Source organism: Sphingomonas sp. PvP055 (assembly GCF_040546365.1).
GTDB classification, from domain to species: domain Bacteria; phylum Pseudomonadota; class Alphaproteobacteria; order Sphingomonadales; family Sphingomonadaceae; genus Sphingomonas; species Sphingomonas echinoides_A.
The window spans coordinates 3,464,413-3,486,933 of the sequence record NZ_JBEPNS010000001.1 but is presented as its reverse complement, the minus strand read 5'-3'; the positions used below and the strand labels follow the sequence as shown (position 1 = coordinate 3,486,933).

The 22,521-nt window shown below is 65.2% G+C and carries 13 protein-coding genes; 7 read left to right on the top strand and 6 right to left on the bottom strand.

The features are described 5' to 3' along the window. Positions 1 to 48 precede the first annotated feature (48 nt). Both ABIC16_RS16400 and ABIC16_RS16395 read right to left on the bottom strand, forming a co-directional pair. The gene (locus tag ABIC16_RS16400; RefSeq protein WP_502958355.1) at positions 49 to 2,979 is read right to left on the bottom strand and encodes a TonB-dependent receptor; all 2,931 of its coding nucleotides are present in this window, start codon (positions 2,977 to 2,979) and stop codon (positions 49 to 51) included. A gap of 22 nt (positions 2,980 to 3,001) precedes the next feature. Then, a complete protein-coding gene (locus tag ABIC16_RS16395; protein WP_354291884.1) occupies positions 3,002 to 4,003 on the bottom strand; it encodes a LacI family DNA-binding transcriptional regulator in 1,002 nt (333 codons plus the stop codon). A gap of 190 nt (positions 4,004 to 4,193) precedes the next feature. Here ABIC16_RS16395 and ABIC16_RS16390 point away from each other — a divergent pair, with 190 nt between their 5' ends. Continuing rightward, positions 4,194 to 6,488, top strand: coding sequence for a glycoside hydrolase family 3 N-terminal domain-containing protein (locus ABIC16_RS16390; protein WP_354291883.1), 2,295 nt, complete (start codon positions 4,194 to 4,196; stop codon positions 6,486 to 6,488). Between the two features lie 3 nt (positions 6,489 to 6,491). Here ABIC16_RS16390 and ABIC16_RS16385 read toward each other — a convergent pair whose 3' ends face one another. Next, a complete protein-coding gene (locus tag ABIC16_RS16385) occupies positions 6,492 to 7,859 on the bottom strand; it encodes an MFS transporter (protein WP_354291882.1) in 1,368 nt (455 codons plus the stop codon). Between the two features lie 112 nt (positions 7,860 to 7,971). On the opposite strand from ABIC16_RS16385, the gene ABIC16_RS16380 reads away from it, so the two are divergent. The 4 genes from ABIC16_RS16380 to ABIC16_RS16365 all read left to right on the top strand — a co-directional run bounded on the left by ABIC16_RS16380 (position 7,972) and on the right by ABIC16_RS16365 (position 12,772). Next, complete coding sequence (locus ABIC16_RS16380) at positions 7,972 to 8,868, top strand: diacylglycerol/lipid kinase family protein (protein ID WP_354291881.1); 897 nt, start codon at positions 7,972 to 7,974, stop codon at positions 8,866 to 8,868. A 105-nt stretch (positions 8,869 to 8,973) separates the two neighbouring features. Further along, the gene (locus tag ABIC16_RS16375; protein WP_354291880.1) at positions 8,974 to 10,500 is read left to right on the top strand and encodes a GH39 family glycosyl hydrolase; all 1,527 of its coding nucleotides are present in this window, start codon (positions 8,974 to 8,976) and stop codon (positions 10,498 to 10,500) included. Positions 10,501 to 11,066: 566 nt separating this feature from the next. Beyond that, a complete protein-coding gene (locus ABIC16_RS16370) occupies positions 11,067 to 12,041 on the top strand; it encodes a hypothetical protein (RefSeq protein WP_354291879.1) in 975 nt (324 codons plus the stop codon). Next, positions 12,038 to 12,772: an ATP-binding cassette domain-containing protein gene (locus tag ABIC16_RS16365; protein ID WP_354291878.1), complete on the top strand. Its 735-nt coding sequence runs from the start codon at positions 12,038 to 12,040 to the stop codon at positions 12,770 to 12,772. Before ABIC16_RS16370 ends, ABIC16_RS16365 begins: the two co-directional genes overlap by 4 nt. A 317-nt stretch (positions 12,773 to 13,089) precedes the next feature. Here ABIC16_RS16365 and ABIC16_RS16360 read toward each other — a convergent pair whose 3' ends face one another. The 3 genes from ABIC16_RS16360 to ABIC16_RS16350 form a co-directional block, all read right to left on the bottom strand. After that, the gene (locus ABIC16_RS16360) at positions 13,090 to 15,783 is read right to left on the bottom strand and encodes a glycoside hydrolase family 3 C-terminal domain-containing protein (protein WP_354291877.1); all 2,694 of its coding nucleotides are present in this window, start codon (positions 15,781 to 15,783) and stop codon (positions 13,090 to 13,092) included. A 29-nt stretch (positions 15,784 to 15,812) separates the two neighbouring features. Further along, positions 15,813 to 17,357 carry a tryptophan halogenase family protein gene (locus tag ABIC16_RS16355; protein ID WP_354291876.1) on the bottom strand — a complete coding sequence of 515 codons (1,545 nt, stop codon included), beginning with the start codon at positions 17,355 to 17,357 and terminating at the stop codon, positions 15,813 to 15,815. Positions 17,358 to 17,418: 61 nt separating this feature from the next. After that, entirely contained in the window at positions 17,419 to 20,472 is a 3,054-nt protein-coding gene (locus tag ABIC16_RS16350; protein WP_354291875.1) for a TonB-dependent receptor, read from the bottom strand. Positions 20,473 to 20,737: 265 nt separating this feature from the next. On the opposite strand from ABIC16_RS16350, the gene ABIC16_RS16345 reads away from it, so the two are divergent. Together ABIC16_RS16345 and ABIC16_RS16340 are read left to right on the top strand one after the other, a co-directional pair. Then, a complete protein-coding gene (locus ABIC16_RS16345) occupies positions 20,738 to 21,421 on the top strand; it encodes a SapC family protein (protein ID WP_277967729.1) in 684 nt (227 codons plus the stop codon). Beyond that, positions 21,418 to 22,443: a cupin-like domain-containing protein gene (locus ABIC16_RS16340; RefSeq protein ID WP_354291874.1), complete on the top strand. Its 1,026-nt coding sequence runs from the start codon at positions 21,418 to 21,420 to the stop codon at positions 22,441 to 22,443. Before ABIC16_RS16345 ends, ABIC16_RS16340 begins: the two co-directional genes overlap by 4 nt. Positions 22,444 to 22,521: the final 78 nt, after the last annotated feature.

Sequence of the window (22,521 nt, the reverse complement as noted above, 5' to 3'; positions counted from 1 at the left end):
AAAGAGGGGCGGACAGCGCCACTGCACCGTCCGCCCGGCAGAAACGCCTTAGAAACGATACCCCAGACGGAACTGGATCCGCCGTGGCAGTGACAGCAGCGAATTGCCGATCCGCGCCGGATCGAGCGTATCGGTGACGCGCCCGGTGGCGGGGTTGATCGTGTTGTTGAACGCGTCGTCGAAGCCCGAGAAGTTGTTGTTGTTGAAGACGTTGAGAACGTCGACCGCCGCCTCCAGCGTATCCTTGCCGAGCACCGGAATCTTCTTCGAGAGCGTCACGTTGATCTCGCAGAAGGCGAACACGCCCTTGATGCAGTTCTTCTGCGGGTAGCGCGCGCTGAACGGGCTGATCCCGGCGGTGCCGTTGGTCCCGTCGATCACGCGGAACGCCTGTCCGCTGCCCAGCGTGCTCAGCGTCGCAAACTGGAAGCCGAGCGGGAGATCGACCAGCCCCGACAGCACGACGCGATGCCGTTCGTCGCCAGTGCGCGGGCGCCACCCATAGGAATCCGGCGTGACGTTATCGAGGCTGAACAGTCCGTCGCCATTCTGTTCGCCCTTGGACAGCGTATAGGCGATGTTGAGCCCCCAGCCCGACGCCTTGGTGTAGTTCTTGTCGAGCGTGAAGAAGATCGCCTTGTAGCGGGAATCGAGCCCGTCATAGCCGATCAGCGCGTTGGAATAGCCAAGCGGCTCGATCGTCGAAACGTTGCAGCACGTCCCCAGGCCGTTGGTGTTCCGCGTGGCGTAGATGTTGGTGTAACCGTTGCGACCGCGTTGATACGATCCGGTCAGCGATGCCTCGAAGACGCCGATCCGCTGCCGGACGCCCAGGCTGATCTGGTCGTTGACCGGGGGCTTGGCGTTGTTCTTCACCGCGAACAGTTCGGACGCCCCCGCCGTCGCCGAGCTGGCGCGCAGCGCGAGCAGGCCGTCGCGGGTGGCATAGGACGGGTCCCAGCGGATCGTCGACAGGCCATTGCGCGGCAGGCCGTCCGCCGAGAAGCGGAAGATGCCGATCGGGTTGATCGCCCGCGACAGTTCGTCGACCGTGTTGTTGAAGTTGTTGCGGTCATAATACCGCCCGAACCCGCCGAAGACGACCGTCGACCGATCGCCCTTCACGTCCCAAGAAAATCCGACCCGCGGGGCGACTGCGCCGGCAAACGGTTTGCGGTTGGACCCGGTCGAAATGTAATTCTCGGGGTTGAAATAGGGCGAGGTGGGCAGCGATCGCAGCGCCGCCGCGGCGGAGGCGGGGGTGACATAGTCGTTGTTGACCGCATTGGTCTCATAGTCCCAGCGCACGCCGAGATTGAACTGCAGCCGGTTGGTCAGGTTCCAGTCGTCCTGCGCGTACAGGCCGATCTGCGTGTTCGAACTCTGGATCAGGCCGCTGCCGAGCCCGAGGCGCGCTTCCGACGGGAAGGAAAAGGTGAGGTTGGTCAGCGGGTCGCGCCGGAAGGTGTAGCGCGGCTGGACGTACGTCTGGTTGTCGAACGACAGATCGGTGATCTCGACGCGTCCGCCGACCTTGATCGTATGCCCGTCGATCCCCGAAAAGGTGAAATCGTCGCGCAGCGTATAGCCTCGCTGCACTTGCTTGCGGGTTGAATCCTTGCCGCCGAAGACGATCACGCCGTCATAGTCATAGGTCGGCAGGTCCGGATTGATCGACGACGGATTGAACGTGTATTCCAGATAGTTGGCATTGAATTCGTTGACGAAGTTGTCGCCCTTATACGCCCATTTGAAAAGGTAGGTGTCGACCGTGTTGCGCTTGTTCTCGGCATTCTCGAACGAGACGTTGCCGCCGAAATTCTGGATGTCGCTTTCCTGGCGGCGGCTGAACGAAACGTCGAAGGTCTGGCGATCGTCCGGCGTCAGCGTCAGTTTGCCGAAGTAGAAGTCGCCGCGGAACGGGCTGATGAAAGCGCCCTCGAAATCTCGCAGACGACGGCCGGACACCTGCTCGAATTCGGTGACCGCGTCGGCCGAACCAGAGCTCTTGACGTTGAACGCGCGGTTCTGGTCGTTGCCTTCATAGGTCCCGAAGAAGAACAGGCGGTCCTTGATGATCGGCCCGCCGAGCGCGATGCCGTACTGCTTGCGCGTAAAGTCGGGCTTGGGGTTGCCGTCGCGCTTGTCGAGGAACGACGTTTCGGACAGGCCCTTGCCGGTATATTGGCCGAACACCTCGCCGTGGAATTCGTTGGTGCCCGACTTGGTCACCGCGGTGATGATCGCGGACCCGGCCTGTTCGTATTCCGCCTTGTAATTCTGCGTCAGGACGCGGAATTCCTGGACCGCAAGCTGCCCGAACGGGTTGCCGCGGCTGTTCTGCTGGCCGGCGATGCCGCCTTCGCTGATCTTGTTCTTGAGGCTGACGCCGTCGATGAAGACGTTGACCTGGCTCGCGGTCGAGGCACCCGACTGGATCCCCTTGTCGGTCTCGCTGTCGTTATACTTCACGCCGGGCGCGAGCGCCGCGAACGACAGGAAGTTGCGGTCGGTCTGCGGGAGAGCGCGGATCTGCGCCTGGCTGACGTTGGTCGCGATTTCGCTGGTGCGCGTCTCGGTCAGGCGGCTGCCGGTGACGACGATGTCCTTGCCGGTCGAGGGGGCGGCACCGGGGGCTTCGACCGTCGCGTCGAGCGAGGCGGTCTGGCCGATCGCGACGGTAATGAGCTGGGTCGTGGTCTGGCCGTCGGTCGCGGTCGAGGTCACCTGATACGATCCCGGACGCAGCCCGTTGAGCGCATAATTGCCGCTCGCATCGGTGGTCGCGCGAAACGTCTGGTTGGTGTCGCTGCTGACCGCCGCGACGCTCGCGCCCGCGACCGGTGCGCCCGCGGCGTCGGTCACTTGCCCGCGGATTGCGGCGGTGCTGGTCTGCGCAAAGGCGGGGACGGCGGCAACGCTCGCGGCGGAGATGGCTGCGCTCGCAAGCAACAGCCGGAGAGACTTCTGGTTACGCATGTTCATACTCGTGTTCCCTGCTTTACGCCCGACTGACGCGGGCTTTTTGTGTCGTTTCTCGTACCATCAGCTCGGGCAACGACATCTCGAGCTGGTAATCTTTCGATCCTGCGATCGCATCGGTGAGCCGCGCGACCGCGCGCTCCCCGATCCCGGCGATATCGACGTGCATCGTGGTGAGCGCGGGCGAGATCAGGCGGGACAGCGGGATATCGTCGAAACCGGCGAGTGCGATTTGCCCGGGCACCTCGATCCCTGCGGCACGCAGCGCGATCAGCGCGCCGATCGCCATCATGTCGTTCGCGGCGAACAGCGCGTCCATCTCGGGATGATCGCGCAGGATCTGCGGGGTCAGCGCGGCGCCGGTTTCCTGCATGAAGTCGCCGGCGACAATCCGATGTTGCAGCCCGGCGGCATCCATAGCGGCGCGGTATCCTTCGATCCGCTCGCGCGCTTCGGCGTTGCTCTCCGGCCCGGAAAGATGAACGATCTGGCGGCGCCCGGTCGCGATCAGATGCTCGGTCATCACGCGCGCACCCGCGACGTTGTCGACTTGCAACGTCGGGCGATCCTTCCCTGGCGCAGCGCAATTGACCAGAACCGCCGGGATGCTCGACGGCAAGCCCGCCAGCAACAGCGCTGGATCGATATGCGGCGCCATGATGATCAGCCCGTCGACCCGACCGCGCATCGTGTGCAGCATTGCCACCGCGCGGTCACCGTCGTGCAGGTTGGACAGCAACAGCTGCAGCCCGCGTTCGGACGCGGCGCGATCCATCCCGCGCAGCGTTTCGGAGAAGAACTCGCCGTGCAGGTCGGGCAGGACCACGCCGATCGCATTCGCGCGTGCCATACTAAGGTTGCGCGCGCCCGCGTGCGGCACATAGCCAAGCGCAGCGGCGACCGTTTCGACATGGCGGCGCAGCTCCGGACGGACGTTGCTGTGCCCGTTGAGCGCCCGCGACACGCTCGCGACCGATACGTCGGCTTCACGCGCAACATCGCGGATCGTGGCGTTCGCCATGGGTCGAGAACATCCTTCCTGAGAGCGCTGCGGAGGGCGCCTCCGCTTTGCATTCCGCCGACTGGGACAGAGGCCCTGCCGATCTCCCTGCTTGATGTAACCGGTTACATCATTCATTAACGCTGTTCAAGACCGGGCATTCCGGTGCACGGGCTGGGCGGCGGAAGTTCCCCCAACAGGAGGATAAGCGATGGAATCGTCGGGCATTTCACGGCGCGCAATGCTGCTGGGGGCAGGGGCCGTGACCGCTTGGGCGGCAAGTCCCGCGCGGGCGCTGCTGGCCGGGGCTGATGCGATCGCCGGTTCGCCGATGATCGAGTCGCTGCTCGCCTCAATGACGGTCGCCGAGAAAGCCGGGCAGTTGACCCTGAACGCCGCCGCTTGGGCCGGCGGCGCGGCCAACGCCCTCAACCCGACCAAGGCCGGAGCGACGTTCGATGCGCAACTCGGCGAAGTCCGCGCAGGCCAGCTCGGCGGCGTGTTCAACGGCCACGGTACCGACATGGCGCAGCGGATGCAGACCGCCGCGATGCGCGAAGCACGGCTCAAGATCCCGCTGATCTTCGCCGCCGACGTCATCCACGGTTTCCGCACCGTCTTCCCGGTCCCGCTGGCGGAAGCGGGAAGCTTCGATCCCGATCTCGCCGAACAGACCGCGCGCGCCGCGGCGGTCGAGGCGTCTGCCGCCGGGATCGACTGGACCTTCGCGCCAATGGTCGACATCGCACACGACCAACGCTGGGGACGGGCAGTCGAAGGCGCGGGCGAGGACGTGTTGCTCGGTCGCGTGATGGCCGCCGCGCGTGTCCGCGGGTTCCAGGGGACCAAGGGGCTTACCGCCGACGATGCGGTGATGGCCTGTGCCAAGCATTTCGCGGCTTACGGTGCGGCGGAGGCGGGGCTCGACTATAATTCGGTCGACGTGTCCGAACGGACGCTGCGCGACGTGTACTTCCCGCCGTTCCAGGCGGCGTTCGGCGCTGGCGTGGGATCGACGATGGCGTCGTTCAACGAAATCTCGGGCGTCCCCGCGACCGCCAACCCGTGGCTGCTCGACACGGTCTTGCGCAAGGAATGGGGCTTCGGTGGACTGGTCGTGTCGGATTACACCGCCGACGAGGAACTGATCGCGCACGGTTTTGCCGCCGATGCCCGCGAGGCGACTCGGCTGGCGTTCATGGCTGGCGTCGACATGAGCATGCAGAGCAACTTCTACCGCGATCATCTGCCCGCGCTGGTCGCATCGGGCGCGGTGCCGATGGCGCGGCTCGACCAGGCGGTGCGGCGGGTATTGCTGGCGAAGCAGGCGCTCGGCCTGTTCGACGATCCATTCCGCCGGATCGACCCCAAGCGCGAACGCACCCGCGTGCGGACCAAGGCGCATCTAGCGCTCGCGCGCGATGCGGGGCGGCGCTCGATCGTGCTGCTCAAGAACGACGGCGACCTGTTGCCGCTGCCCCGCTCGGGCAAGCGGATCGCGTTGATCGGCCCGTTCGCGCAAGGCCAGCGTGAGTTGATCGGCCCGTGGAACGTCTACGGATCGGACAAGGAAGCGGTCGACCTGTTGAGCGGGGTACGTGCGCTGGTCGCTGACCCCGCCTCGGTCACCGCGACCGACGGATCCGGGATCGACGCGCCGCTTCCCGGCGGGATCGAGGCGGCAGTGGCGGCGGCAAACGGCGCGGATATCGTGATTCTCGCCGTCGGTGAGGCGCAAAACATGTCGGGAGAAGCGCAATCGCGTGCCGATATCGTCGTCCCGGCGGCGCAAATGGCGCTCGCTGCGGCGGTCGCGGCGACCGGCAAGCCGATCGTCGTCGCGCTGCGCAACGGGCGCGCGCTGGCCTTGTCGGGCGCGGTGCTCGATGCCCCTGCAATTCTGGTGACATGGTTCCTCGGGTCGCAGTCCGGCCCTGCGATTGCCGACATCCTGTTCGGGATCGCCGCGCCGTCCGCGCGGCTACCCGTCAGTTTTCCGTATGCAACCGGGCAGGAACCGTACCATTATGCGCACAAATCGACTGGTCGTCCCAACCCCGACGGGCCGCGGGTCGACTATAAAGCGCACTATCGCGAAGTTCCCAACGCCGCGCGCTTCGCGTTCGGGCACGGGCTGACCTACGGCAAGATCGGTTATTCCGACCTGCAACTGGCGGGCGGCAAGCTGGCGTGGGACGGAACGCTCGAAGTCCGCGCGACGATCACCAACAGCGGGACGCGTGCGGCGGAGGAAGTCGTTCAGCTTTATATTCATGACGTTGCGGCCAGCATCACGCGGCCAGTACGCGAGCTCAAGGCGTTCCGCCGCGTCCGGCTCGCTGCGGGGGCGCGGCAGGACGTGGTCTTCACGCTCAAGCGCAGCGACCTGCAGTTCGTCGGGCTCGATCTCAAGCCGACCGTCGAACCGGGCCAGTTCCGCCTGTGGGTCGCTCCCTCGGCGCAAGCGGAAGGCGTTAGCGCCTCCTTCGAACTGGTTGCGGCCTGATCCTCAGGCGTCGGCGCGGCGTGCCAGATCCTCGACCAGCGCGGCATGGACGCCGCGCTTGAGCGGATTGCCCAGCATGACCAGCGCCGACGCCACCAACCCCGCCGAGCAGGCATAGAGCATCAGGTCGCGGATCCCCGCAGCGGTGGCCGCGCTCTGGGTCGCGCCGGCGACATAGCCTATGTGTCTGTAAAACAAGCCAAGTCCTCCCGCCGCTGCGGCGAGCCCGATCTTCTGCCACAAGGCCGCGACCCCGAACGCCAGCGCCTCCACCCGCGCGCCTGTGCGATCTTCGCCATATTCGACCGTGTTGGGCAGCATCGACCAGAACACCAGATTGAACCCGGTAAACGCCGCCTGCAGCACCGCGAGCACCGCGATCGTCGCCACGCCACCGGGCGCGAAGCCGAACAGCGCCAGGCACAGGAGCCCCCAGGCGACCGCCGCGAACCAGACGCCGCGCAACCCGATCCAGCGCGTGACGAGCAACCACACGGGCACCGCGATCGCCCCCGCAACCGCCATCAGCGCAAGCGTCTGCGGCCCCTGCGCCGGCTGCGCTGCTACGTGCTTGAAATAATAGAGCACCGATTGCGTCAGCACCGCCGCCGCCAGCCCCGCGACCATCGCCGCCAGGTTGAGCGTGACGAACGCTCGATTGGCGAGCAGCAACCGCAGGCACGTCAGCAGCGGTGCCTGCGCCCTGGACGTCGCCGCCGGCAAAGCCTCCCGCGCGCCAAAAGCCAGCGCAAGCAACAGCCCAGCACCAACCGTGCCGTAAACGATCGCCGCGCTGGCGAACCCCGCCTGACTGGTCGCATCGCCCGTCACGCGCAGCGCGATCCACGGCGTTCCCATCGTCACGACGAGCGCCGCGATCGTCCCGAACAGCATCCGCACCCCCGCGAGCGTCGTCCGATCGCGACTGTCCGGGCTGAACCGCGCGGTCCAGGCCGCATACGGCACGTTGACCAGCGCGTAGAGCGTGCGGAACAGGATCTGCGTCGCGCCGATCACGCCCGCCAGCCACGCGCCGGTCAGGTCCGGGGTGGAATAGAGCAGCACGAACGCGATCCCCAACGGCACCGCACCCCAGGCGATGAACCGCCGATACCGCACCCCCGGCCGCTGCGCCGCAATCCCGACAAGCAGGTCCGCGATCCCGTCCCACAACGCGCCGATCATGTAGAGCGTACCGCCAAGCGCAGCCGACACCCCGAGCACGTCGGTGTAGAAGAACAGCAGGTACAGCGAGACGCTCTGCCAGTAGAGATTGCACGCGAAATCGCCCGCGCCGAACACCACGAACTGCATCGCGCTAGGGCGGTTCTGGCTGCGTCGCATTGCCGGGTTCTCAAGCGGGCGTGGCATGATCGTCCGCCTGACGATTGCGGTTGCGCCGGTCAACCGTGCCGTGCGGGAGGCTTGATTGGTTTAACTGCACCACGCTGGAGCAACCACGCAGTTCATGTGTTGTTGCGAAATGGAAACAAAGCCCCTGCCGCGCGAAGCTGCGCTGATCATCAACGCGCATTCGCGGAAGGGCCAGGATCTGTTCGAGACCGCACGCGACAAGCTGGTCGCCGCGGGCGTGATCCTCACCGCGTGCCACGCGGTCAAGGACCCGGACGAGATGGAACAGACGATGCGCACCGTCGTCGCCAGTGGCGTGCCGATGGTAATCGTCGGTGGCGGGGACGGGTCGCTTTCGGGTGTAGTCGATGAGGTGGTCGGAAAGGATTGCGTCTTCGCCGTGCTCCCGCTCGGCACCGCGAACAGCTTCGCGCGGTCGCTGCATCTGCCACTGGATCTTGACGGCGCGATCGACGTGATCGCCAACGGCCAACGGCGCCGCGTCGATCTGGGCATGATCGACGACGATTACTTCGTGAACGGTGCTTCGATCGGCCTGTCGACGATGATCGGCGAGACGGTGCCGCACAAGCTCAAGCGCTATGCCGGGCGCGTCGGGTATTTGATGTGGGCGCTCAAATGTTCGGTCCGGTTCCGGGCGTTTCGGCTGACGATCGACGACGGGACTCAATCGCAAACGCTGTGGGCGACCGAATTGCGCATCCTCAACGGGCGGCATCACGGCGGGGTTGCGCTGTCGGATACGGCGGACGTCGGCTCGCGCAAACTGTTGCTGCAGGCAGTGGTCGGGCAGAGCAAGGTCGCGCTGGCGCGGGACTGGTATGCCAAGTTCTTCAAGCTGCGGGACAAGGATGCGTGCAGCCGCGATTTCGTCGGCGAGTGTTTCAAAGTGACGATCGACCCGCCGCAACGCATATCGATCGATGGCGAAGTCCTTGCCTGTACGCCGGTGACCGCGAAGATCGCCCCCGGCGCGATCGAAGTGGCCGTATCGGCAACAGGTTAAGGCAAATCCTTCAAGACAAGTCGTTTTGACTTGGCAGGTTCCGTGTTAGCGCTCTCCCGGACGGACACGCACAAAGATTGCGGCCCGACGACAGGGAGATGGACGATGCGGTTGAGCAGCTTTGCAGTCGGGGTGAGCGCAGTGTTGCTGTCGAGCGGGCCGGCAACCGCCGCTCCATCCGCCGAGCTGCCGCCAATTCCTGTGACGGTTCGCGTCGATTCAGACCGCATTGTCGCGCCTTTGCCGCCGATTTGGCGCTTCTTTGGCGCGGACGAGCCCAACTATGCGACTGCACCCGACGGCGCCGCGCTGATGCGCGAACTCGGGGAGTTGCGACACGACGCGGTCTACTTCCGCGCGCACAATCTGCTGACCACCGGCGACGGCACCGCCGATTTCAAATGGGGCAGCACCAACGCCTATACCGAGAAGAACGGCAAGCCCGTCTATGACTGGCGGATCGTCGACGGGATCATCGATAGCTATCGCGCGCGCGGGGTGCGCCCGTATCTCGAGATCGGGTTCATGCCCGAGGCCTTGTCGTCCGCACCCAAGGGCGTTCCCTATCGCCGCGCGTGGAAGCCCGGGAACGACTATAAGGGGATCACCGCGGGCTGGTCCTACCCGCCCAACGATTATGCCAAATGGGGCGAGCTGATCTATCAATGGACCCGGCACAACGTCGCACGCTACGGCCGCGCCGAGGTCGAACGCTGGTATTTCGAGGTGTGGAACGAGGCCAATCTCGATTTCTACTGGTCGGGCAATCCGGAGCAATTCTACCGGATGCACGATGTCGCGATCGACGCGGTGCGGCGCGCGTTGCCGACCGCGCGGGTCGGCGGACCCGACGTCGCCGGGTCGGGCGATGCGTTCATGGACGGCTTCCTCGCGCATGTGACGATGGGGAAGAACTACGCGACCGGCAAGGTCGGGACGCCGACCGATTTCGTCTCGTTCCACGCCAAGGGCCAGCCGAGCGTGGTCGACGGGCATGTCCGCATGGGGATCGCCAACCAGTTGAAGACCGCGGATGCCGGGTTCGCCAAGATCGCCGCCGTACCGTCCCTGGCGCACAAACCGATCGTGATCGGCGAGAATGATCCCGAAGGCTGCGCGGCGTGCCCCGGCCCGGCGAACGCCTATCGCAACGGGCCGCTCTATGCGAGTTACACCGCGGCGAGCTATGCGCGGCTGTGGACGCTGGCGCGGCGGCGGGGCGTCACGCTGGAGGGCGCGCTGTCGTGGTCGTACACCTTCGTCGGGCAACCGTGGTTCGCCGGCTATCGGCAACTCGCGAGCAACGGGGTCGATCTCGCGGTGCTCAACGTGTTCCGCTTGTTCGCAAAGCTTGGCGAAAATCAGATGGCCGCGACGAGTGACGGCGAAGTCGCGCTCGATACGATCGTGCGGGATGGCGTGCGGGCGGCGCCCGACGTCGGCGCGCTGGCAACGCGCGATCGCGCGGGCAAGGTCGCGATTTTGCTGTGGAATTATCATGACGACGACGTGCCGGGGCCTGCCGCCGCGGTGCACGTCGCGCTCGGCGGAAAGCACGGCACGACCGCGCGGCTGTGGCCGGGTCGATGCGACGCACGCCAACGCGTTCGGCGAATGGCAGAAGCTGGGTAGTCCGGCACAACCGAGCGCAGCGCAGGTCGCGCAGTTGAAGACCGCCTCGCGCCTTGTTGCGGAGACGGTCGCGGTGACGCCGGGCGGGATCGACGTGACGATCCCCCGGCAAGGCGTGGTTCTGGTCGAGCTTCAACCATAGCTGTAGCGGCTCGCAAGGATGCGCGGCCAGAACTGCAAAAGATGGCTTTTTCGGGCCCGGATCATGTAAGACGCTGGCGGCTGGGAACGCACGATGGCTGAGACGCAAATCCCATTCGGCGCGACGAACGCGAGACGCTCGGTGCGCGGGCACGAATGGCAATAATTGGTGGAAAACAGAACGTCTGCTTTCGGGAAGGCGGTTGGCATAGCCGACATTGCGCACGGCTAGCGCCTTTCCCTTAAAAGGGACCGGACGCCGGTATTCAGCAATCCTTCCATTATGCCGTCTGTGATCTCGAAGCGGGAAACATCGTGATCCTATTTGAACGACACCGCCTTGGCTTAACCGGCCTGATTTCTAGAATGCCCAAATGGTACAATCATTAGCGGGTGCCCAATCGGGCCAAAGGAAATCGAGGCGCTTGTTCCTTCAGGATCGATTGATCGTCCGGAACACGATTTGTGCAGCTTTTGCGAGCTGGCGCGATCGGGTAGTCGCCGCGTTCGTGCTGCTGGCTGCGCTGGCGGTCGCCCGCGCCTGGTTATCCGACCGCCCCTGGACGATAGCGGCATGGGCGGCACTTGCTACCGGCACCGTGATCGGCATTGGGGCGGGACGTCTTATCGCAACGCGCCTCGCGTTCCACGCCTTCGATGGAGTCCTCGCTGCCGATGCCCTGCATCCGCCGACACGCCGGAGCTACATGGCTGCATGGCATGGCGTCGGATTGACGCTGTTAATTGTTGTCACGCTGATCGCCCGCCCGTCACTGCTGGTCGTTAGCGTTCCTGCTTACCTCGCGGGGGCTGTGGTGGTTGGAATGATGAGTGACGTCAGGATGCCAAGACGCATCCCTCGCACAATACGGCCGGGATGGACGATCTGGGCATGGGCTCATCGACCGATCGCCGGGGTGTGGGCCGCAACGATCTTGCTCATGTCGCTGCTGCCCGCACGCACGTTGGGGGCGAATGCACTGATGGCGATCGTCGGCATTGAGGCGGTACTGCTCGCACTACTGCTGACCAGCGTCGATGACGCCATTGTTCGCTTCATGGCCATTGCTGGACACAAGGCACGACGCATCATCGTTCGCCATGCCAGGGGGGCGGCGTCCTTCCTCGCGATAGCGGTGCTGGGATGCTGGACTATGCTCGGACCCGTCGCGGCCGGCATCGTCGCTGCCGCGGGCGTCGCGACGCTGCTGCTCTTGACCTTACGAATCCTCGCCTATCGGCTGCACGCCAAACGGTTCGCCGATCTCCTCGTCTCCAGTCTTACCGGACTGCTCTTGCTTGTTGCCTACTCGATGCCCGTAGCCTTGCCCGTCATTGCCATCGCTATCCTCTGGCAGTTGCAACGTCGGGGGCGGGCAAAAACGTGGCTGCTGGCATGAACCCCGCTGTCGAACTTGCAGAGGTAGCCGTTGAACGAACAGGACAGCGTGTCGTCCAAAGCGTCAGTTTCACGATCGCGCGCGGATCGTGGTTCGGTCTCATCGGCGCGAACGGATCGGGCAAAACCAGCCTGCTGAGGGCGCTTGCCGGCAGACTGGCCTTTGCCGGCGGATCGTGCCGAGTGGATGGTGAGGAACTGGCCGAAGATCGTACCGGACGCGCGCGGCGTTTTGGCTTCTCTCCGCCAGCCGACAAATTGCCAGATGCGCTGCGTGGACGCGACGTTCTCGAACTCGTCGGCGGGAGCATGGATGATGTACGCTTCCGTTTGGGTACGCTACACGAAGCATTGAACTTGGCTCCGCTGCTTGACCGCTGGGTGGGCGACTGCTCGGCCGGGATGCGACAACGGATCGCGATCGCTGCGGCGTTCGCGGGCGGTCATCCGCTCGTGATCTTGGACGAGCCGTTCAACTGGCTCGACCCCGTGGCGATTTTCGATCTGCGCTCAGCTTTGCGCGAACGGGTTGATGGTGGACTGACGCTCATGACCGCCCTGCACGACCTCGGCACGCTGGCATCCTCGTGTGACGTCGGTCTCATGCTTGCCGATGGCAAGGTCGCAATGGCGCTGGAGGAGGACATGCTCCGGACTGCCAAACTGAACCTGGATGCTTTCGAGCGGCAGACGATTGATCGCCTGCGGTCCGGATCCATGGCGTCGCAATAGGTCGGCTCTCCCTACAGACTAAACCATGCGGGGTAGTCGCGTTAGCAATGGCGCCGGGAGCCGTCCCGGCATCCGCTATCGCAAAGTCCGCTCCCGATCCTCTTTTACCGAAATTGCCAGTCGGAGATGGGAAAGCGGGAATGATCGCGATTAACGAATGGCTGCTTTCAGGCTCATAGATCGCCAAGCTAAGTGTCCGAGGGTGGGCGCAAACTGCCGTTTATTGCCGTTCCGAGCTATTATCCTCGCGAGCACTCCACATAGCCGATTGCCCTGGCTTTTTGGGTGCAAGCCAGGGCAATAGCCGGTAGGTGCCCTTACAACGGCAGCGGCACCGTACGGTCGATCTTGAAGTCCGCCGACTGGACCGGGACACCGGTATCGGGCTGGCCGGACCCAACGCTGACGTGGAACTGGCCCGCCATCACTTGCCGTACCCCGTCCACGCCGACCGCGCTCAAATCGCGCGGCGACAGGTCGAACGTCACGCTCTGGCGCGCGCCGGCGGCGAGCGTGATCCGCTTGTACCCGCGCAGCGCGATCCGCGGCGCGCCCGGGACGGTGGGGAAGGTAAGGTAAAGCTGGGCGACCTCGTCGCCCGCGCGCTTGCCGGTGTTGCTGACCTCGGTGGTCACGCGAAGCCCCTGGTCCGCGCCGCCCGCAGCGGGGGTGACCAGCAGCGGCGTATAAGCGAAGCGCGTGTAGCTCAGCCCGTGCCCGAACGGGTACACCGGCGTACCGGTGAAGTAGCGATAGGTGCGCCCCGTCATCGCATAATCGTCGAACGGCGGCAGATCGGCGACGCTGCGGTAGAAGGTCAGCGGCAGGCGCCCGCCCGGATCGGTCTTGCCGGTCAGCACGTTGGCGACCGCGAGCCCACCGGACTGGCCTGGATACCAGGCTTCGACGATCGCGGCGGCATTGTCCTTCGCCCAGGCGAGGTTGATCGGGCTGCCGTTCATCGCGACGACGATCACCGGCTTGCCGGTGGCCTTGGCGCGTTCGAGCATCGCCACTTGCTCGGCGGGCAGATCGAGCGAGGTCTTGTCGCCACCCTTGAAGCCCGGAATGTCGGTGCCGGTCTCTTCGGCTTCCAGATCGGAGGTAAGGCCGACCACCGCGACGAGCACGTCGGCGCGCGCGGCGGCGGCGTCGAGCGCCGCATCGGGCTGCGTCGAGATCCGTTTCCACACCAGATCGGTATTGCCGAACCCGCGCGCGGTCGAAACGACGCGCAGGCGGTAGCGATGGCCCTTTTGCAACGTCACGGTCTTGAGCGAGGGCAGCGGCCCGCGATGATCCGCCCCGACATCGAGGAACGTCTTGCCGTCGAGTTCGATCAGCCCGCTGCCGCCGAGGCCCAGGCGGTAGCTGCCGGTTTCGGGGGGGACGAGGAACCCGGTCCATTCGGTCCGGTGATAATCGTTGACGGTCGGCAGCAGCAGCCCGCGCGCCGCGACATCGTCCTCGCGCCGCGTGACGACGGGGCGATCCTGATAGGTCAGCGCCGCCATCGCGGCGCGATCGGTGCCGGGGGCGAAGGGCAGGGTGGGGGGCGTCACGGGGTTGAAATAGCGCGCGAGCAGCCCGGGCTTGCCGTCCGGCGTGCGCAGCGCGACCGTGGGAATACGATCGCCATCGGTGATCGATTCCCCGAACGGCACCAGCGTGACCGATCGTGCCCCGGCGGCGCGGCGCAATCCTTCGACCATCGAAATGGGGGTGGCGGACTGGGGCGAGGAATAATTGCCGCGCAGGACGCGCGTCGCATCCCCGAGCGGGCCGATCACCGCGATCCGGGCGCCGCGGCGCAGCGGCAGCACGCCGTCGTTCTTGAGCAGGACCAGGCTCTTTTCCGCGGCCTCCAGCGCGAGTGCGGTGTGATCGCGCGTCAGGATCGCACGAACCGGCACCACGTCGGGGGCGCCGGCGATTCCCGGCAGGTCGCCGTTGCGCAGCCGCGCCGAGAACAACCGCACCAGCGCGCGGTCGATGTCGCCCTGCGAGATCAGGTCGCGCCGCAAGGCGTCGCCGAAGCGTTCGGGCAAGCCGCCCATGTCGCCGATCGTCTGGGTGTGGCATTCGTTGTCGGTGCCTGCCTTCATCGCCGCCGCGATCGCGGTTGCCTGGTCAGGCGCATATTTGTGGCCGTCGGCAATGTCCTTCACCGCGTCGCAATCCGACACGACATAGCCGGTGAACCCCCAGGCGCCGCGCAGATGATCCTTGAGCAACAGATCGTTCGCGCACGCGGGCTGGCCGTCGATGCGGTTGTACGCGCACATGATCGACCCCGCGCGTGCCTCGACGATCGCGGCGCGGAAGGCGGGCAGATAGGTGTCCTCCAGATCGTGCGGCGAGACATAGACGTTGGCGCCGTGCCGGGTCGATTCCGGGCCGCTGTGGACCGCGAAATGCTTTGGCGTGGCGATGACGTTGGGCATGTCCGGGTTGGGGCCCTGAATCCCGGTGATGAACGCCATGCCCATGTGCGCGGTCAGATACGGGTCTTCACCGTAGGTTTCCTGACCCCGGCCCCAGCGCGGATCGCGGAATATGTTGATGTTGGGCGACCAGGTATCAAGCCCGGTGCCGATCCGGCCAAGCTTGCCGGTCTGGCGCCCGAGCGTGTGGAGCGCGCGGACCTCGGTGCTGATGAATTCGGCGACCCGGTGGACGAGCGGCGCGTCGAAGCTGGCGGCGAGACCGATCGGCTCGGGGAAGTTGGTGGTCGGCACCGGGCCGATCGCGCCGTGGAGCGATTCGGTCCACCAATTGTACGCGGGAATCCCGAGCCGCGGGATCGCGGGCGCGACGTTGAGCAATTGCGGCAGTTTCTCCTGCGGCGTCATCCGCGCGACGATCGCGGCGGCCATGCGATCGGCCTCCGCGCGGACGGGGGGCTGCGGTGCGGTTTCAGCGGGTGCGGTCTGTGCATGCGCGGTCATCGCCGCGACGCCGGCTCCGACCAGAAGAATGAGACGCGCAGTGCGCGAGACGGTCGATGCCATGCTGTACCTCTGGTCGGGGAAAGGAGACGTCAGATCGTCGGCAACCCGCGCTCGACGATCTTGCGGATGAGGTCGCGGTGGCGCGGCAGGCCGTGGCGCATCCGTTCGGTCTGGGTCGCGGCTTCGCGTCGTGCCTGGTCTGCGATCCGCCGGTCGCTCGCGATCGCATCGCGCGCGACTTCGGTGTGGAAGCCCATGCCGTAGAGGACATATTGGTAGCTTGCCGCGGGGAAGACTTCCTCGACCCGGTCGAACTCGTCGTGGAACCACGGCGGCTGGTAGCGCCACAGCGTCAGCAGGTCCTGCAGCCGATCCGGGATCGTCTCCGGGCGCACGTTTTCGCGCCAGAAATCGCTGTCGGTGCGCTTGGTCAGCACATAATGCAGCTTGAGGAAATCGATGATCCGCCCCCAGCGATAGTGCGTCGTCGCGTTGAAGCGCGCGGCGAGAATATCCATCACTTCGCGACACACCGGCATCTGCTCGGCGATCAGCTTGGCGGACAGTTCGATCAGCACGATCGCGGACGCCTCGAGCGGTTCGAGGAACCCTGCCGCCAGCCCGACCGCGACGCAATTGTTCTTCCAGAAGGTCTCGCGGTGTCCGGCGCGGATCGCGAGCTTGCGCACCGGCAGGTCCTTGCCCGCCGGGCCGAGATAGGCGCGCAGTTCCTGTTCGGCGGCGTCGTCCGAGATGTGGCTGCTGGAGAAGACATGCCCGACCCCGCGGCGGGTCGGCAAGCCGATGTCCCAGATCCAGCCCGAGGATTGCGCGGTCGAGATGGTGTGCGACGCGATCGGGCCGTCGGGGTCCTCGTGCGGCAATTGCACCGCGAGCGCAGTGTCGCAGAACAGCGTGTCGGCGCAGCTCTTGAAGGGCACGCCGAGCGTCTTGCCGATCAGGAGCGCGGCGAAACCGGTGCAGTCGATGAACAGGTCGCCCGCGATCTCGCCCGCCTGTTCGGTGACGACGGTGAGGATGTCGCCATTCTCGGCCTGGGTCGCATGCTGCACGTCGGCAAGGACGTGGCGGACGCCGAGCTTCTCGCAGCAATGCCGCTGGAGGAAGCCCGCGAATTTGCCCGCGTCGAGGTGGTAAGCGTAATTGGCGACCGCATCATATTCGGGGGTGGCGATCGTCTTGGGGGCGAGGCCGTCGTCGCAGAGCAGGCCTTGCGGCGACACCATGTCGCAGAAGCTCTGGCCCTTGGGATCGGCGAGCCAATGCTCGGCGAGATTGACGCGGGTGAAGCCCTGCGGGAGCATCAGCGGATGATAATAGCCCTCATCGGGCTCGCCGGTGGTCCAGCGGGCGAAGCGCGCGCCTTGCTTGAACGAGGCGTTGCACTCGCGGAAGAAGTCGCTTTCCGACACGCCCATCTTGGAGAGTGTGGAGCGGAGCGTCGGCCAGGTGCCTTCGCCGACCCCGATGATCGGGGTGTTGGGGGATTCGACCAGCGTTACCGTGAAGGTTCCAGCGGCAATCCGCCCCTGATGGCGCGCGGCGATGATCCCGGCGGTCAGCCAGCCCGCGGTTCCGCCGCCGACGATCACGATGTTGCTGACGGTCTGCATGGCGCCCGGTTCGTACCAAAAAATGGGGGGTGCCGATACGACACCCCCCGGGGGAGGAACATCAGAAGCGGTAGCGTGCTCCCGCTACGAAGCGGCGGCCATAGTCGTACACGTCCAGCAGCTGGTTCGCGAAGCGACCATGCGTGCTCTGCTGGTTGTTGTTGACGTTGATCGCCTCACCAAACACGCTGAAGTGCTTGTTGATGTCGTAGCTCGTCGACAGATCGAGCTGGAGGCTCGAATTGACGAAGGTCGGTTCGGCACCGAAGTTGCTGGTGTTCTGGTTCTGGCCGAACTGGAGCAGATACTTGTCGCGCCAGTTGACCGCGGCCCGGAGCTGGAAGCCCTTCTTGTCATAGAAGCCGACGAAGTTCGCGGAGTTGGCCAGGCCCGTGACGGCGAAACCAGTCTGCGAGATGTTGGTCGGATCATACGGCTTGTTGGTGCCGACGAACGTCGCGTTCGCGTTGAACCCGAAGCCCGAGGTGCCGAACACCTGCTGCCACGCCAGCTCGACGCCGCGGACCGTCGCGTCCGGCCCGTTGACCTGCTGCGAGACCGCGAAGTTGGCGAGCGAACCCGTCGTCGGATCGATCACGCCGTTGATCGCCTGCCGCGTCACGCCGCCAACGATGAAGTTGCTGACGTTCTTCAGGAAGAAATCGATCGAGAGGTACGAGTTGCGCTGGTAATACCATTCCGCCGCGACGTCGAAATTGTCCGCGAGGTACGGCTTGAGGTTCGGGTTGCCGCCGCTGCCGGTGAGGGCACCGACACGCTGGCCGACGCCGACTGCCAGCACCGGGTTGAGGTTGCCGAGGCCCGGCCGCGTCAGCGTGCGCGACGCATCGAAGCGCAGCTGGAGCTTGTCGGTCACTTCAAGCCGCGTGTCGATCGACGGCAGCAAGTACGAATAGTTGCTGCGCGCGCTGATCGGCGAGATCGCGCCGAAGTTGAGGTTGAGCAGCGTCGGATCCGCCGTGCTGGTCGAGATCGAGGTCGGCAGGCGGCCCTGGCCGACCGAGACGAGATGCGTATTCTCGTTGCGGACGCCCGCCGCGAAGTGGAACGGCATGCTCGCGATTTCGGTCTGGAACGCGACGTTCATGTAGAGCGACCACGTCTTTTCGGTGATCTGCTGGACGCTGTTCGGATCGACCTGCTGATCGAACGTTCCGGTGAAGCCGTTCAAGCCGTCGGTCGTGTTGCTCGGGTAGTTGAAGCCCGGAACCCGCGTTGCCTGGGGATTGCCCAGACCCGTCAGATAGCTCTGATACGCAGCCGGATCGAACACGATCAGCGACGACGGCAGCGTTCCCTTGAAACCGGGGATGAAGTTGCTGCCGAGGTTGACCGTGCCCTGATACAGGCTGGACGGGAGCGGCGCGATGCCCGAACCCTGTGCGGACGGGCCACCGTAGCCGGCATAAGCCTGCCAGAAGTTGTTGGTGAACGTGCTCTTGTTACGAAGGTTGAACTTGTCTTCGTAATATTGACCACCGAACTTGATCGTCAGGTCGTCCTGCTTCCAAGTCGCGGTCAGGCGGCCCTGCTTGAGCTCGTCGACGTTGTTCTGCGTCTGGTTGACGGTGACGTGCGAACCGATCAGCCCCTGGTTGAGGAAATTGGCGGCATTGCCCTGCGGACCGAAGGCGGTGAGCGACGGGAAGCTGTTGTTGCTGTTGCCGGTGATGGAAATACCGGCGCTGTTTGCCTGCGCGCCGCCATAGCCGATGTCGCCGTTCTGGCTGCCGATCGTGTCGCCGTCCGGGTTGAGCCAGCTCTTCGCCCAAGCAAGGTCGCCGTTGACCGAGAAGTTGTCCGAGACATCCCACTTGACGTTGCCGCCAAGCTGGTTGGTCTGGAGAACCTGCGTGTTGCGTGCCGCGGTGAAATCGGTCGGCGAACCGCCCGGCTGACTGAAGTTGACCGCCGTGCCGTTGCCGTCGAGCGTGACGTTGCGCAGCGCACCCTGGTTGAACCACACGCCAAGCGCGGGGACGTTGGTGACGATTTCCTGACGCGAGTAATTGTCGTCGATGGTGACCATCACCGACTCGGACGGATGCCACTGCAGGGCGATCCGGCCGTCGACGCGCTCGTCCTTAACGGCTTCCTGGCTGATCACATATTGCTGCGGGAACCAGCCGGTGATGTTCGCACGGTTGCCCGGTGCCGCCGTGATGTTGGTCGACGGTGCGCAGGTCGTGGTGGTCGCTCCGGCCAACTGGCACGGTGCGTAGAAGCCGCCGGCCCAGCCCGAGACCGAGACGCGGTTGCTGGTGGTGTCGCGGCGCGTGTAGATCACGTCGGCGAGAACGCCGAGCGTATCGTTGGCGAAGGTATTGCTGAGCAGCAGCCCTGCGGTCGGCACGACCTTGCCCGAACGATCCTGGATCGAACCCGAACCGCTTGCCGCCATGCGGAAGCCGGGGTGATCGAACGGCTTGGGGAATTCGATATTGACGGTCGCGCCGATCGAGTTGGACGACAGCGTCACGTCCGGCGTCTTGAACACGCTCAACTGGCCGATGAAGTCCACGCCGACGGTCGAGAAATCGATCTGGCGTCCGCCGGTTGCGGTCGAGATACGGCGGCCATCATACAGCGTCGTGTTGAAATCGCCGCCGAAGCCGCGAACGGTGATGCCGGTCGGCTCGCCGCGGTTGCCCGAGCGCTGGATCGACACGCCGGGAAGACGCTGGAGCGATGCTGCGACGTTCGAATCCGGGAACTTGCCGATGTCTTCGGCCGAGATCGCGTCGACAACGCCGGTGGCGTTGCGCTTGATGTCGAGGTTGCGCTGGAGCGAGCCGCGCAGGCCGGTGACGATGATGTCGTCGCCTTGCGCGCCTGCGGTGTTTCCGGCGGCGGGGGACGTTGCCTCATCCTGCGGCGTACCGGCCTGCGCGGCCGTCACCGTGCCGGCGGGGGCAGCGACTGCGGGCTGGACCGGAGCGGGCTGGTTCGTCGTTGCGTTCTGCGCGTCTGCGGTTTGGGCGAGCGCTGGAGTCGCAAGTGTGAGCGCAACCAAGCTGGTGGCACCGACGAGCATGCACCGGCGGCGCTGGCGCGCCGCAAAATTAAAGCCGTCGTGCTGGATAAATTTCTTCATCGATCCCCTCCTCTATGAGATTTTTCTCATTATTCGTTCAGGACACCGTACCGAACCGTCGAAACGACCGACTCGCAAGTGCCCATGGACCGCGATCGTTTGTGCGATCATCGAGCCGTTAGGGTTGGTATCGCTACCACAATTAGGATGCAAGCGATTTGTCCGTGTATTATAGAATAACGAGTACGAGCCTTGCGGTCGCCGCCATGCCGCGTATTCGGAGGGCGTACCGCGGGTCAGCCGTGTGACGGAGAGGGAGCCAGGCATGGCGACGTTGGAATTGCTGAACATTCACGCGCACGACTCGCTCCAGATCACGCCGCCGGACGCGGGCGACCGCCATTTCGTGCAGATCGTGACGAGCGAGATCGAATCGGTAGCAGCACACTTCCCAATTCTGTTTTGCAAGAATGCCGACACCGGCGAATTCTACGCCGGGGCTATGCTGGGCCTGCAACCGGGGCAGAACCTCGTTCGTGGCGAAGCGGATGGCGATCACGCGAATCGCCTGAACGACGTTGTTCGTGAAGGATTTTACATATCCGACGAGGCGATCGCGATCGATCCGCAGCATCCGCGCTTCGGGACCGGATATGGTACGCCCGTGTTCGAAACCGATGGTTCCGCGTCGCCAGCGCTGCGCGGAATCCAGCGCGCGTTGGGGCAACTGCATTCCGGGATTGCGCCGACCAATGCGTTTATCGCGCGGTTGCTGTCGTTGAAGCTGGTCGAGCCGATCGACCTGACCTTCACCTTCGATGATGGCGAACGGCTGAGCGTCGAAGGACTCTATACCGTAAGCCGGGATTCGCTTGCCGAACTGTCCGACGCGGTCGTGCTCGAGCTGTTCCGATCGGGGGATCTGGAACGGATCCACGGCGTGATCGCCTCGCTCCAGCATGTCCGTCGCCTCGCGCGGTTGCGCAACGATCGTCTGGCTACCGGATGATGGAACGCGGCCCGGAACCCCGCAGCGTCGACGCCGCGACCATCACGGATCTCGCGGCGTTCGTGCGGGACATCGCCCAGCCATGCCTGCCGGTCGTGGTGCGCGGGCTTTGCCGCAACTGGCCGGTCGTTACCGCGGCGACCCGATCGAGCGCGGCGCTGGTGGCGTATCTCGCGCGGTTCGATGCGGGGCGCACCGCGGAAGCGTTCGTCGGCGATCCGGCAATCGCCGGTCACTATGCCTATGGCAAAGACCTTGCCGGGTTCAATTTCGCGCGGGAAAGCCTGCGGTTCGGGGATGCGCTGACGCGGATCGTTGCCGCTGCCGATGCACCGGAGACCGAGTCGGTCTATCTCGGATCGCTGCCGACCGATGCCTATCTCCCCGGCTTTGCGGCGGAGAACATCCTGCCGATCGTGCCGGCCACCGCGCGTCCGCGAATCTGGATCGGGACCGCTTCGTCGGTTGCCTGTCATTACGACACGTTCGATAACCTCGCCTGCGTTGTCGCCGGGACGCGCCGGTTCACGCTGTATCCGCCGGATGCGATCGGCCAGCTGTACGTCGGCCCGATCGACCATACGATGGCGGGGCAGCCGATCAGCCTCGCGGCCAACGCACCACCCGGCGACCCGCGCTATCCGAACGTTGCGACGGCGCGCGCCCGCGCGATGGTGGTCGATCTCGCACCGGGCGACGCCTTGTACATGCCCAAGCTGTGGTGGCATTCGGTCGAGGCGACCGCGCCGTTCAACGTGCTGGTCAATTACTGGTGGGACGCTTTCGCCGCGGGGCCGGACGCGCCGTATACCGCGATGCTGCTGTCGATGATCGCGATCGCCGAACGCCCGCCCGCCGAGCGTGCCGCGTGGCGCGCGTTCTTCGATCATTACGTCTTCCGGCCGGAGGGGCATCCGCTCGCGCATTTGCCGGAGGCGCAGCACGGCATTCTCGGACCGCTGGGCCAGGGCAATTACGGTCGGATCCGGGCGTGGGTGATGAAGATGCTGCGCGGGGGATAAGATCGGGATGGTCGACCGTCGCGGGGTTTGACGATCGGGTCGTTTAGACGGACAAGGCGCTGCCGCGCGATCAGGGTG